This window comes from Erythrobacter sp. W36, from assembly GCF_057364935.1.
This window is the reverse complement of the sequence record NZ_CP200281.1, coordinates 466,146-479,161: the sequence shown is the minus strand read 5'-3', so window position 1 is coordinate 479,161 and position 13,016 is coordinate 466,146. Positions and strand designations below refer to the sequence as shown.

Here is a 13,016-nt window from a genome sequence, read left to right as displayed (position 1 = left end):
GATGAGCGCATTCGGTAAAAAAGGTGGCGCAGGCGGAGGTGGTGCCGGTGGGCGTCCCGCGTTTGGAGTTGCCCGGCCGATGAAATCGGGCGGAGGCGCGGCCAAAGGTGGCGAGCAATTCCCGCCTTTGCCCGACGAAGAGCCTGAGAAAAAAGAAGAGCCAAAACCCGCTCCGGTAAGCACTGGTAATGCCACCGAAGATGCGATGAACCGGCTCGCCGAGCGCGCCGCGAGCGTCAATGAAGGCCCCGGCGAAGAAGGCGGCTTTGAAGCCAGCGTTCACAAAATCAAAGAACAAGTGCTTCCGCGCTTGCTCGAACGCGTCGACCCAGAAGCGGCTGCGACGCTTTCCAAAGAAGAGCTGTCGGAAGAATTCCGCCCTATTATCATGGAAGTGCTGGCCGAACTTAAGGTCACACTGAACCGCCGCGAGCAATTCGCGCTGGAAAAAGTTCTGATCGACGAGCTGCTCGGCTTCGGCCCGCTCGAAGAACTGCTGACCGATCCAGACGTGTCTGATATCATGGTCAATGGCCCTGATCAGACCTATATTGAAAAAGGCGGTAAGCTGACCATCGCACCGATCCGGTTCCGCGATGAACAGCACCTCTTCCAGATTGCTCAGCGCATCGTGAACCAGGTTGGCCGCCGCGTCGACCAAACCACACCGCTGGCCGATGCCCGCTTGAAAGACGGCTCACGTGTTAACGTGATCGTGCCGCCACTCAGCCTCAAAGGCACCGCGATCTCCATTCGTAAGTTCTCTGAGAAGCCAATTACCTTGGACATGCTCAAGGACTTTGGCTCGATGGACGAGAAGATGTGTACGGCGCTCAAAATCGCTGGCGCATGTCGGATGAACATCGTGATCTCTGGCGGTACGGGTTCGGGTAAAACCACCATGCTCAACGCTCTGTCGAAAATGATCGACCCGGGCGAGCGCGTGCTGACCATTGAGGATGCCGCCGAGCTTCGCTTGCAACAGCCGCACTGGCTGCCGCTGGAAACACGTCCGCCTAACCTTGAAGGTCAAGGCGCGATTACCATCGGTGACCTTGTTAAAAACGCCCTGCGTATGCGCCCAGACCGCATCATCCTGGGTGAGATTCGTGGCGCTGAATGTTTCGACCTTCTCGCCGCCATGAACACCGGCCACGATGGCTCGATGTGTACGCTTCACGCCAACTCACCGCGTGAGTGCCTGGGCCGTATGGAAAACATGATTTTGATGGGCGACATCAAGATCCCGAAACAAGCGATCTCCACTCAGATCGCCGAATCGGTCGACTTGATCGTTCAGGTAAAACGTTTGCGTGATGGTTCACGCCGTACCACCGACATCACCGAGGTTATCGGGATGGAAGGCGATGTGATCGTGACCCAGAACCTGTTCAAGTTCGAATATCTCGACGAGAGCGAAGACGGTAAGATCCTGGGCGAATTCCGCGCCTCTGGCCTGCGTCCTTACACGCTTGAAAAAGCGCGTCAGTACGGTTTCGATCAGGCTTATCTTGAGGCTTGTCTCTAGTCTTTTTGCGCTGACCTCTTCCAAAGGAGGCAAGCTGCACCAAAGGCTCCTAGCGCAAGGAAGATAAGCCAAAAGTGAGCGGACAACGTCGAGTGCTCTTTTAGTGTGGGCGAAATGCTCTCAGATGTTGGGTCGTCTGATTGCGTTTCTCTAGGAGGCCATCCTCTCGCGGCGCGTCTCTCGGCTATCCGTCTTTCCACTTCTGCCCTTTTTTGCGCCATGTATTCGGCTTCTTGGGAATAGAGCTCTGAGGGACGAGCAATTCCATCTGAAATCCAACCCTTCACGGCTGCAACGTTCTGCGCCTTCCCATCCAGAACATAAATTCCTTCACATGGCCCACTGATGACAAAATTGGCTTCTGAAGCGTTCTTTTCTTCGTCTTCGTATTGATGTCGCCGGAAGCTTACAATTTCTGGACCGTCAGTTCTTCGACTATCGGGAACTCTGTAGTTGGTTGGCGGAAAATTGATCTCGATTTTGTTCGCAACTTTGCCCTTGAGGACCTCATCCACCCGATAGGTGACCAAAGCCTGCGACGCTATACCACTGTCGTTGAAACCAGTCGGTTCATAGGCGAGCATCTCGCCGACGAAAATCCCGTCAGCAGCGAGCATTTGGTTGTAGTTGCGCTCGACCAGCACGACACAGGCGCCAACATTAGCAGAAAGGCCAAACGCCATTGCTAAAAAGGCTGTTACAAACAAAAGCGTTCGCATCCCTGCACCCTACCTCACTAATTTCCCAACACAACCGGAAGCGACAGCGTCAGCAGTCCCATGCCCATAATCGCGGACAGCACGAATACGCTCGTCCACGGCACCCAGCCCACTCTTTCGAGCTGATCGATTGGGCGTTCTTTGCTGCGCCGCCGGTCCATCCACGATGCGAAGCCGGCAAACACCATCAATGCCCCGCCGATCAGCGCGAGGATCAGCGCGTCGCTGGCAAACAGCAGATCGTGTACAAACTCCATCATAGCGGGCGCGGCTATAGCCATGCCGGGCTTCATGGCAATGCTACGCTTGTGAAACGCGGCAATCCGCTTACACGCAGGCCCTATGGATGGTTCGATTGCCCGCCCTCGCCCAATGCTTGCTCTGGGCATTCGACTGATCACAGCGGGCACGCTGGCGACCATGGCGATGCTGGTGAAGCTGGCCAGTGAAAAAGGCGTGCATCTGGCCGAGCTGATATTTTGGCGTCAGGCGCTGACCTTCATCGCGATAGCCGCCATTCTTTGGGCGACGGGGCGGCTCGCGCAGACCAAGACCAAGCGCATGGGCGCCCATGTCCGCCGCGCTGTTGCGGGGCTGACCGGCATGTTCTGCGTCTATGGCGCGGTCACGTTGCTGCCACTCGCCGAAGCGACCGCGATCAGCTTCACCACCCCGTTTTTCGCGGTGATGATCTCCGTGATCCTGTTTGGCGAGACGGTCGGCAAATATCGCTGGGGCGCGGTGATCCTTGGCTTTGCCGGGGTGCTGGTGATTGTTCAGCCGGGAGCATCGGGCATGATCGACCCCATCGGCGCAGCAGTGGGCCTTGTCGCGGCTTTGCTCGTCGCCTTGATTTCGTTCCAGATCCAAGACCTCAACAAGAGCGAGAACCCGTGGACGATCGTGTTCTGGTTCACCGCTATCACTGCCCCGTTTATGGCGCTGTTCGTGCCATTCGTGATCGAACCGCATGACGGCGAAACCTGGGCGATCATCTTCGCCATGGCAGCGGCGGGTGCGCTCGGGCAAATCCTGCTCACCACCTCGTTGCGCTTCGGCTCTGCGGCGGTGATCATCGTGATGGATTACACCTCACTGCTCTGGGCGACTTTGTATGGGGTGCTCATTTTCTCCAGCCCGCAATCGGCCAATTTGTGGCTCGGCGCTCCGCTTATCATTGCTGCAGGGCTGCTCATCGCATATCGCGAACGAATGCTGGCAAGTGGCAAGACAGGTTCATCTGCTGCGAGCTAGTGAGACTGCGAAACCAAACGAAAGGCAGACATAATGGTCCGCAAAACTCTGATTGCCGCTGCAATGGCCGCGCTTACCCTCACCTCCGCCGCCTGCAACACTGTGAAGGGCTTGGGCGAAGATATCCAATCCGTCGGTGAGGCTGGCGAAGACGCCATCGATTGATAGCTAAGGGCTGAGCCTCAGCCTTTTCGGTAAATCAGCATCAGATTGTTGGCGGGCATTCCGTGGCGATTTGCCCGCGCGAACCCATGATCCTTTGCGGCTTTGTCGATGTCGGCAATGTCACGAATGCCCCAATCTGAGTTGCGTTCGCGCAGGCCCATATCAAACGCTAAGTTCGATGGCGCAGGCTCCACCCCTGCCTCAAAGTACGGTCCGTAGAGGATCAGTGGCGCGCCCTTCCCCAGGACGCGTGCGGCGCCCGCAAACAATCCGAGTGTGGCCGCCCAAGGGCTGATGTGGACCATGTTGATGCACAGCATCGCATCCGCATGTCGGGCGGGCCAATCGGCAGGCGCGCTGGTATCGAGATGGATCGGCGCGAGCAGGTTCTTACCATCATATTCTGAGCGATAGGCGGCGATCGATTCCAGAGCCTCCGGCGATGGATCGCTCGGCTGCCAGGTCAGCTGCGGAAACGCGTCTGCAAAATAGACCGCATGTTCTCCGCTGCCGCTGGCCACCTCCAGCACCGTACCGTCTGCAGGCAGCTCGCAAGCAAGAATCTCAGCGATTGCCTCGCGGTTGCGCAAGGTCGCAGGCGCGTGCTTCTTCACCGGTCAGTTAACCTGCCGCTCCTGCCCCTCCCAATAAGGTGCGCGAAGCTGGCGGCGCAGGATCTTGCCGGTCGGATTGCGCGGCATCACCTCGATCACATCAATGCTCTTTGGCACCTTGAAACCGGCCAGCTGCTCGCGCGCATAGGCGATCACATCGTCGGTATCGACCGTCTGCCCGGGCTTGGGCACGATGCAGGCCTTCACCGCCTCGCCCCACTTGTCATCAGGCACGCCGATCACCGCCACTTCGCCTACCGCTGGATGGCCGTAAATCGCGCTTTCAACCTGCGCAGGATAGACGTTCTCCCCGCCAGAGATGATCATGTCTTTGATGCGGTCCTGAATGTAGATGTAGCCATCATCATCCATGATCGCGGCATCACCAGTGTAGAGCCAGCCGTCGCGGATCGTCTTTTCAGTCGCCTCTGGCAGGTTCCAATAGCCGAGCATGTTGGAGGGCGATTTGACGACGATCTCGCCAATGGTGCCGCGCGGCACTTCATTGCTTTTCTCATCGAAAATGCGGATATCGGTGCCCGGCATCGCGCATCCGACAGAGCGCATGCGCTCATTGCCTTCAATCGAGTGATCCTCCGGCCTCAGCATGGTCACCGTGCCGCAGGTTTCCGTCATGCCGAACACTTGCAGGAAACCCGCCTGAGGCATGGTGCGCACCGCCTCTTTCAGCAGCTCCAGTGGCATCGGCGCGGCGCCATACATGATGTATTTGACGCCGCTGAAATCGACATCTTTTGCGTTCGGATGCTGGATCACCATTTGCAAGGCGGCCAGCACGATGAAGGACTGCGTAGCCCCCGCCGTGATGCCTTTGAGGAATTCGCCAGGTTCAAACTCTTCCTGGATCAGCGCGCGGATACCGTTGGCGATCGAGGCGATCACAATCCCCGTGCCGCCAATATGCGCGCAGGGCATGGCGACCAGCATGCAATCATCGGGCCCCGGACTGTTCCACGGATCGCCTGCCTCTTTTGAGGTGTTGCGCAACGCGACCAGCGCTGCATTGCTCAGCTCGGCTCCCTTGGGATTGCCAGTGGTGCCGCTGGTGTAGAGCTGGAGCACGGCATCATCGGGCCCGGACGGGGTGAAGCTGGCCGGAGCGGCCGCCTCAATCGCGGCGTACATCTCTGGCTCTTCGATGATTTTTACCGTCGCTGCGATCTCTGGCGCAAGCTTGGCGACGACATCGGCAAAGCCTGTGCCGGTGATCATCAGCTTCGCGCCGGTGTCTTTCAGAATATAGGCGACCTCTGGCGGGGCGAGACGCCAGCCAATCGGCGCCATCACCGCGCCCATGCGCGCCGCGGCCAGGAACATCGCGTAATAGATCGTGCGGTTCTTACCCAGCCACGCGATCCGGTCTCCCTTGGCGATACCGTTCGCTTCAAACACGGTGATCATCCGCCGGGTCAGGTCATCCAGCTCGGCAAATGTTACTGTCTCGCCGTCCTGTTCAAAGGCGGTCTGGTCCGGGCGTTCGCTGGCCCAATGGGAAACGAATGCATCAAAGGTGCAATGCGCCTGTGCGGTCACCAATCTCTCTCCGATTTATCTGTTTTGTTTATCGCGCAGTTTACGCACGGCTGCACAGATTTGCCAAGCAGATTGCGGGATTGGCTGGGGTCAGCTCCAGCGTCCATTGGCGCGCGCCGCTGGCTCTCGCACGATCAGCCAGATCAGCAGACCCAGCGGCCCAGCCATCAAGGTCGCGAGCAGGATCGGCACTTGGACAATCCGGGAGATGCCCTTTGCATCGGCATCGCGGGCGATCCAGATGCCGACAAACAGGTCAAAGGCGAGATAATGCGTCCAGCCAATCGTCACGCCCGCATCGCTGGCAAAGATCGCGCGCACGCCTTCAATGGTGTTGAAATTCGCGCCCGCACCGCTCTCATTGGGCAGCAATCCGGTGAGCACGCCGATCAGCGATACGCCATAAACCAAGCACAGAATGCCGACGCCAACATACAGCACGGCGGCAAGGACAGCCGGGCTGCGCGGCAGAAATGCCAGCGCGATCCAAGCGACAATAGCGAGCAGGTTCACCGCGCCAAAAATTGCATTCCAATCCATCGCCAATGCTCCCTTAAAGCCCGGAGGGGCCTGCTTAACCTTGCTCGGCCTGCTGCTCGAGCCGTTCAAGGCGCTGGCGCCATTCGCGCGCGGCCCGCTTCATCGCGTCATTGTTGTGAATGAACCGCCCGGCCGCCTTGCGCATGGCTAGCCCAAGCGCCGCCTCTGACACCACGCGCGCATCGATGGAGCGATAGGACGCCCATTTCCCGCCCAGCATCGGATCGAGCACAGGACTGGCGATCATTGCCAGCTTTTCCCCGACCCTTAAGTCATTGGTGCGCGGCCCTCGCAGCAGGCCGGGGCGCAGGATATCGAGCCGCTTAAACCCAACCTTGGACAGCGCCGTCTCGGTCTCTCCTTTGACCTTCAGATAGAAGGTTTTGGAGCGCCAATCGGCTCCGGCAGAGCTGACCATCACCAGATTGGCAATACCAGCCTCCACCGCCGCCTCTGCGGTGGCCAGCACGAGGTCATGGTCGACCTTGCGAAATGCCTCTTCATCGCGGCCTGACTTCTTCCAGGTGGTGCCCAGCGCACAGATCAAAGTGCGCGGCTTGATCGTTTCAAACACCTCGCCCCATTTATCGGGCGTGGCGACATACATTTCCATGCGCGCGCCATCGGGCAGCGGGGCCTCGCGCCGCGAGACGCCAATGATGCGAACGTCGTCGACATCATTGCTGGTCTCAATCACGCGCCGACCGATGAGGCCGGTCGCACCGACTAGCGCAATGCGGCAGATCTCAGACATTCGCCACCTCAAACATTAGAAAGCCCCTGCGGCGCTTCGCCGTAAATCTTGGTGCAGGCCTCCATCGCGAACCGATCGCTCATCCCGGCGATGAAATCGGCGATTGTGCGCGCCCGCTGCGGATCGTCCTTTGGCAGGCGGGCCTGCCATTCGGGCGGCATTAGGCGGTGATCCTGAGAATAGGCCGCGAACAAGCGCGCCACCACATCGCGCGCACGGCCAGCGGCGGCGACTTGTTCCGGGTGGTAATAAAGCTTGTCGTACATGAAGGTCTTTAGTGATCGTTCCTGAGCGGCAAAACCGGGCGAGAACCCGGCCAGCTGTTTGCCAGCAGCGCGCACCTCATCGACCGAGGTCATACCGCTGATATTGGCGCGCGTGTGCTCTAACACATCATTGACCATCAGGCCGATTTGATCACGCACCAGCTCGCGCAATTGCCGCTCTCGCGGGGCATTGGGAAAGCGTTTTTCGACCGCCCGCCACTGGTGTTCGAGGAAATCCAGTTCCAATAGGTCATCCAGGCCCAAGAACCCGGCGCGCAGGCCATCATCAATGTCGTGGTTGTCATAGGCGATGTCATCGGCCACCGCCGCGATCTGCGCCTCCAATGATGGCCAAGCGCCCAAATCAAACGGGAATGCCGCATCCAGCTCCGCCAAGGCCCAATTGGGCGCCTCGACCGGGCCATTGTGCTTGGCCAGCCCCTCCAGCAGGTCCCACGTCAGATTGAGCCCGTCATAATCGGGATAGGGCGATTCCAAGCGCATCAGCGTGCGCATGGATTGCGCATTGTGGCAGAACCCGCCGTGCCGCTGCATCGCCTCTGACAAGGCTGCCTCGCCCGCATGGCCAAAGGGCGGATGCCCCATATCATGCGCCAGACACAGCGCCTCGGTCAGATCCTCGTCCAAACCCAGCGCGCGGGCGAGGACGCGACCAATCTGCGCCACTTCCAGGCTGTGCGTGAGGCGCGTGCGGTAATGATCGCCTTCTGGCGCGATAAAGACCTGAGTTTTGGATTTGAGCCTGCGAAAGCTCATCGAGTGGATGATGCGGTCGCGGTCGCGCTGAAACTCGCTGCGCGGCCCCCTCACCTCGGCGCGCGCCGAGCCTGAGCGATTGTCAAATTCGCGGCCGCGCGGGGCGGCGGGGTCAGCGGCGTAAGGGGCGCGGGTCATATCGATCCTAGCGCGCTTAAGTCAGCGCACCGTTCACCACAACCTGAACAGAGAGCGAACGCATTCATAAAGGTCAGATATTCGCCAGACATATTGAGCTCGCGGGGCCGCTCGTTGTTTCAACTGAGCAGCCCCTCAGCCTGTCGGTTAGCGACCCGATGGCTCGGACGGCAGCGCGTCCTCACCACTGGTAAGAACTTACATCGGTGTGAATAGGGCGCGACTTGTAAGAACGCGACAACTCGTGGGTGAGACGGGGTCGGCTGCCGCTTATCCCGGCAAATCCGCGCCAAGCAGCCAATTCGCCGCCGCCTCGCAGTGAATCCGGGTCGAATCGAACACTGGCAAGATGTTAGCGTCGACATCGACGACCAGATTCATCTCGGTGCAGGCCAAAACAATCGCCTTGGCGCCCTCTTGTTCTTTATTGGTGATGATCGTGCGGATAGATCGCTCGGCATCGCGGGTCGCCTTGCCGACCATCAATTGCTCGTAAATAATCCGGTCGAGCAGCTCGACATTGTCCATATTCGGCGGGAGCAGGTCGACGCCGTGCGCAACCAGCCGCTTGCGATAGAAACTCTCGGTCATCACATTGCGGGTGCCGATCAGCGCAGCGTTCTTGCAACCAGCCGCCTGCATCGCTGCGCCGACGGTTTCTGCGATGTGCAGGATCGGGATGCCCACCGCGCCTGCGACATCCTCATAAAGCTTGTGCATCGAGTTCGCGCAGATGATCAGCGCGCCTGCGCCTGCGCCTTCCAATCGCTTCGCGCTTTCAGACAAGACGCCAGCGGCGCGTTTCCAATCGGCCTCTTCGCGCAGGCCATAGAGCTCGCAAAAGTCGTGGCTTTCAATCAGCAGCGGCGCGCTCGCCATCGGGCGGCCGTGCTTTTGTCCGTCTTTTTGGATGATGCGATTGATGCGGTCGTAATACATGGCGGTCGAAACCCAGCTCATGCCGCCAATCAGGCCCAATTTTCTCAAAGGTAATCCCTAAATCTAAAAAGCCCTGTTGCCCCCCGCCTTAGCGAGCGAGGAGCCAGCGCGCTACAGACTTTACAAGATTTGATGAGTTAGAGCTCAGGCCGGATCGATGGCAGATTGAGCAACCAGCTTTTGAGGTCGGACAGGCTTGGCTGAGCGGCCTCTTCATGCGGCAAATGGCCGATCTCTTCGTACTCAACCAACGTGGAATTGGGCAGATGCTCATCATACCAGCGGCCCGATTCGACCGGGATCAATGGGTCCTCGGTGCCCCAGATCACCAGCGCGGGCACTTCCAATGCAGAGATGCGAGCATCGTCAAACGCCGCTCGGCTGGCAGAAAACCGTTTCACCGTGGCGGCGCGATTGCCGGGATAACGCAGCATTTCCCAATAGCGATCCACCACCTCATCGGTAATCACACCCTTATTGCTGACCATCTGCGTGAAGGACTGCTCAATCATGGAACGCGGCGTGACCTGCTCCATCACCTTATTGATGACGGGTGTCCGCGCCATTCTCAGCGCTAGGCTGGTTTTGCCTTCCCGCCGAACCGGAGCGCCGCTTGCGCCGACAAGGATCAAGCCGTCGAGCCGGTCTGGATGAGCAAGAGCATAGGCGGCCGCATGGCTGCCCCCCATCGAACTGCCGCCGAGGATAAAGCGCTCAAGATCCAGCTCACCTGCGACCTCATCGATATCGGCAACGAAATTGTCGAGCGAGTAGTCCGCGTTCGGGTCCGCACCGGTCAGCCCGTGCCCGATCTGGTCAAAGCGGATGACGCGGTACGTGTCTTTGAGGCCATCGACCCACGGCCCCCATGTGTGCAGATCGGCGTTGGAGCCATGCAGCAGGATGATCGCGGGCGCGTCCCGAGGTCCCTCATCGCGCAGATGCACGGTCACGCCGTCGCCAATCTCGACAAATTGCGAGGGTTCACCTGCGTATTTGGCGCGCATTTCTGCGGGATCGGTGTCGGGCGTGCGAAACACCACAAATGCGAGCATCAGCAGCGCGATCAGCACGGCCAGAACTTTAAACAGGCGCTTCATTGTCGAAATTCCTATGGTTTTGACGGCTTAATGCGCGGGCATTTCGTCGATCCACTGGCGCATCACGGCCAGCCCTTCTTCATCGACGGTTGATTTGCCCAGCTCTGGCATGGCCACACCGGGTTCTGTCGATGCCATCCGGTGGACGAGGATCGATTTGTCCGGTGCGCCGGGCTCAATTGAGACCAGCAGCCCCCCTGCTCCGCGTCCGGCCGCGACTGGCGGCTTGCGGATACCCAGAGCGTGAGGATCGTCTTGTTCCCAGCGCAGATCGAGCCCGGAATTTGACGCCATGCCGCCAGGCTGATGGCAGTGCGCGCAGTTCACATCGAGGTAGGCGCGGGCAAGAGCGGCCACATCGGCATTTTCGCTGTCACGCTCGCCCCAATAGGGCAGGCCCGCTGTCACCATTGGCATTTTGTCGAGCCGTCCACCTGCAACCGCTTCACTGAGCCATTCGGTGGGCAGGTTCCGCGCCTTGGGGCCAATCGGCGTGACCTCACCATCCTTCACATGGCATTGCTTGCACTGGTTCTTGTTCGGCACGCGGTAGCTGATTTCGGTCCCATCAGGCCGCGTAACCGGAATACGCGCGCCCGCCACCGCCAGGCGCGCATCCGTCTGTTCCTCGTTCCAAACATAGGGCAGCGCCACCCAGCCCTCTGCCCGGTGCAGCAACAGGCGCGTTTCAATGAGGCGCCGATCCGCGCCTTCACCAAAGGCGAAGGTTTTGATCAGCGCGCTGCCGACAGGAAATTCGAGCAGCCCATCCCCGTTTGCCTTCATCGCTTTGCCATAGGGGACATAGGCAAAGCGCAGCTTATCCGCGCCGTCGGAATAGAGCGGCGTTTTGAGCGTGTAGTCGGCGGCGCTGAACGATTCCTGCGAACCGGGACGAGCGAAAAAGCTGAACTCGGACAGTGTTTTCGGCATGCCCTGCATCACGGCGCTGTTGTTTACAGCGACTGGCGAGCGCGCCTCTGACTGAGAGACTGCGCCTGCCAGCGCGATTGACGCCAGGCCTAAGAGGATGCCCCCACGGATCACTTAAGCCGGGCCTCCATGCCTTCAGGCAAGACAACGGGATCGTTCGTCCATGTTGAGGTAACTAGAACTGGAGGTAGCAAACCCGGCTGAGCTTCACTGAAGGGTTGACCAACTTCGGTAAGTCCCAGGGTTAAGATTGGCACTTTGTCGCCTCTCCCTAGTCCTTGGTGCAGGCCATCCGTCAAGATTGGTGGGAGCGAACCTCCCATTGCCGCTGCAATCAAATCGCCGCCATCGAAGTCAGGTGCATTGCCGCCCGAACCATAGATATTGCCTCGCACCTCCACCCGCACAGGGCGCGGCTGGTAGCGATCATCATCATATGGCTGCGTGTAAGCGATCAGCATCACATGGCTGGTGGAGTTGTTGACGAGGGCGTTGTCCAGCACTTGCACCTTGGTATTCGCCATCACCATCACGCCGGTTCCCGCGGGCACGCTGGCCACGATATTGCCCTCTGGCGCGAAATTATCGGTGTTGTTGTCGATCACCGCATTGCGCGCGACCAGCACGTCGCCGCCGCCAACCTTGGGCAGGCCGGGCAGGTCGAACACCAGAATGCCGCCGGTGTTTCTGGTGGCGAGGTTCTCTGTCACCTCGGCAAAATTGCTGTTCTCAATCTCAATCCCGGCGACATTTTCCACGACGCGGTTGCGGCGCACGATGATGTTTTCAGACTGCCCAACATAGATGCCCGCATCCGATGCCCCGCGAACATAGCTGTCTTGCACCAGCACATTGCTCGCCTCGACTGGGTAGATACCGTAAGCGCCATTGCTGGCGTCCGGGCCACCCGTCCATTCTACCCGGATCGCGTGGTAGATGATCTGATCCGCGCCCTTGGATTTGATCCCATCACCCTTGGCGTTTTCAATCCCGAAATCGCGCAACGTCACATCATCAGACGTCACCAGCAGGCCTTCGCCCGCCCCCTCTTGCGCGGTGAAATCGAGCACGCTCGCGTCCATTCCCGCGCCGCGCAGGGTCACGCCGTCAACGTCCAGACTGAGACCATCGGTCAGCGTATAGCGCCCGGCGGCAAGCACAATCTCATCGCCCGGTTCAGCTAGGATCAGAGCCTCTTGCAAGCGCTCCTGAGCTCCCTCGCCCGGATCAATCGTGTGCGTCTCTGCCATGGCGGCGCTCGCGCAGGTGAGCGCGACGGGCGCAGCGAGCGCGGCGAGTGCAAATTTCAGCATGATGATCCCTCCCAATAGGGCAGCATTGTGCCGCCTTGAGCCGGGATTGCAAGGGCGGCGTCAGACCCCGCCGAGGCCGAGCGAACACAGCGCCGCTGCGCTGGCCAGCTGTTCAACTGCATCTGGGTCGTCAACACGGCGGATCCGCGCGAGCAGATCGCCGGGAGAGAGGGGAATGCCGCTCTCACCCTCTTGCGCGCGCAGCCGCTCCAGCTTCTTCAGTTGCAGCAGCGACAGACGATCGACCATCCGGCCCGCCATACAGCCAGCGAGCTGAGGCGGTGCGCCTTTTTCGATCAGCGCCGCTTCGATGCGTTCTTCCGTCACTTGTTCGACCAAGCCGTCATCGCGCAGCAGAAACCATGCCCCGCCCGCCAGCGCAGCCACAAGAATGATGAGCACGATAAGCTTCTTCATGGGTC

The 13,016-nt window shown here is 59.6% G+C and carries 15 protein-coding genes; 3 read left to right on the top strand and 12 right to left on the bottom strand.

All coding sequences use genetic code 11. The annotated features are described in order from the left end of the window. Window position 1 precedes the first annotated feature (1 nt). Window positions 2-1,528 carry a TadA family conjugal transfer-associated ATPase gene (locus AC0V6U_RS02275; RefSeq protein WP_472644614.1) on the top strand — a complete coding sequence of 509 codons (1,527 nt, stop codon included), beginning with the start codon at window positions 2-4 and terminating at the stop codon, window positions 1,526-1,528. Here the strand turns inward: AC0V6U_RS02275 and AC0V6U_RS02270 are convergent. Further along, entirely contained in the window at window positions 1,525-2,247 is a 723-nt protein-coding gene (locus AC0V6U_RS02270) for a hypothetical protein (protein ID WP_472644613.1), read from the bottom strand. The genes AC0V6U_RS02275 and AC0V6U_RS02270 overlap by 4 nt on opposite strands. 17 nt (window positions 2,248-2,264) lie before the next feature. Then, on the bottom strand, window positions 2,265-2,528 hold the full coding sequence (locus AC0V6U_RS02265) for a hypothetical protein (protein ID WP_486169354.1): 264 nt from the start codon (window positions 2,526-2,528) through the stop codon (window positions 2,265-2,267). A gap of 61 nt (window positions 2,529-2,589) precedes the next feature. On the opposite strand from AC0V6U_RS02265, the gene AC0V6U_RS02260 reads away from it, so the two are divergent. Together AC0V6U_RS02260 and AC0V6U_RS02255 are read left to right on the top strand one after the other, a co-directional pair. Then, window positions 2,590-3,501, top strand: a complete 912-nt coding sequence (locus tag AC0V6U_RS02260; RefSeq protein WP_472644611.1) for a DMT family transporter — start codon at window positions 2,590-2,592, stop codon at window positions 3,499-3,501. Window positions 3,502-3,534: 33 nt separating this feature from the next. Further along, a complete protein-coding gene (locus tag AC0V6U_RS02255) occupies window positions 3,535-3,666 on the top strand; it encodes an entericidin A/B family lipoprotein (RefSeq protein WP_472644610.1) in 132 nt (43 codons plus the stop codon). A 17-nt stretch (window positions 3,667-3,683) separates the two neighbouring features. Here AC0V6U_RS02255 and AC0V6U_RS02250 read toward each other — a convergent pair whose 3' ends face one another. The 10 genes from AC0V6U_RS02250 to AC0V6U_RS02205 form a co-directional block, all read right to left on the bottom strand. After that, window positions 3,684-4,280 (bottom strand): DUF938 domain-containing protein, encoded by a 597-nt coding sequence (locus tag AC0V6U_RS02250; RefSeq protein WP_472644609.1) that lies wholly within the window; start codon window positions 4,278-4,280, stop codon window positions 3,684-3,686. 3 nt (window positions 4,281-4,283) lie between these two features. Then, a complete protein-coding gene (locus tag AC0V6U_RS02245; RefSeq protein ID WP_472644608.1) occupies window positions 4,284-5,834 on the bottom strand; it encodes a long-chain-fatty-acid--CoA ligase in 1,551 nt (516 codons plus the stop codon). A gap of 90 nt (window positions 5,835-5,924) precedes the next feature. Beyond that, window positions 5,925-6,374, bottom strand: coding sequence for an ABA4-like family protein (locus AC0V6U_RS02240; RefSeq protein WP_472644607.1), 450 nt, complete (start codon window positions 6,372-6,374; stop codon window positions 5,925-5,927). Between the two features lie 34 nt (window positions 6,375-6,408). After that, a complete protein-coding gene (locus AC0V6U_RS02235; RefSeq protein ID WP_472644606.1) occupies window positions 6,409-7,128 on the bottom strand; it encodes an NAD(P)H-binding protein in 720 nt (239 codons plus the stop codon). Between the two features lie 8 nt (window positions 7,129-7,136). Next, the gene (locus AC0V6U_RS02230; protein WP_472644605.1) at window positions 7,137-8,309 is read right to left on the bottom strand and encodes a deoxyguanosinetriphosphate triphosphohydrolase; all 1,173 of its coding nucleotides are present in this window, start codon (window positions 8,307-8,309) and stop codon (window positions 7,137-7,139) included. Window positions 8,310-8,579: 270 nt separating this feature from the next. Further along, the gene (locus AC0V6U_RS02225; RefSeq protein ID WP_472644604.1) at window positions 8,580-9,296 is read right to left on the bottom strand and encodes an aspartate/glutamate racemase family protein; all 717 of its coding nucleotides are present in this window, start codon (window positions 9,294-9,296) and stop codon (window positions 8,580-8,582) included. A gap of 89 nt (window positions 9,297-9,385) precedes the next feature. After that, window positions 9,386-10,348 (bottom strand): alpha/beta fold hydrolase, encoded by a 963-nt coding sequence (locus tag AC0V6U_RS02220; RefSeq protein WP_472644603.1) that lies wholly within the window; start codon window positions 10,346-10,348, stop codon window positions 9,386-9,388. A gap of 27 nt (window positions 10,349-10,375) precedes the next feature. Continuing rightward, complete coding sequence (locus AC0V6U_RS02215) at window positions 10,376-11,395, bottom strand: SO2930 family diheme c-type cytochrome (RefSeq protein ID WP_472644602.1); 1,020 nt, start codon at window positions 11,393-11,395, stop codon at window positions 10,376-10,378. Beyond that, the gene (locus AC0V6U_RS02210) at window positions 11,392-12,594 is read right to left on the bottom strand and encodes a parallel beta-helix domain-containing protein (RefSeq protein ID WP_472644601.1); all 1,203 of its coding nucleotides are present in this window, start codon (window positions 12,592-12,594) and stop codon (window positions 11,392-11,394) included. Before AC0V6U_RS02210 ends, AC0V6U_RS02215 begins: the two co-directional genes overlap by 4 nt. A gap of 60 nt (window positions 12,595-12,654) precedes the next feature. Beyond that, on the bottom strand, window positions 12,655-13,011 hold the full coding sequence (locus AC0V6U_RS02205; RefSeq protein ID WP_472644600.1) for a hypothetical protein: 357 nt from the start codon (window positions 13,009-13,011) through the stop codon (window positions 12,655-12,657). Window positions 13,012-13,016: the final 5 nt, after the last annotated feature.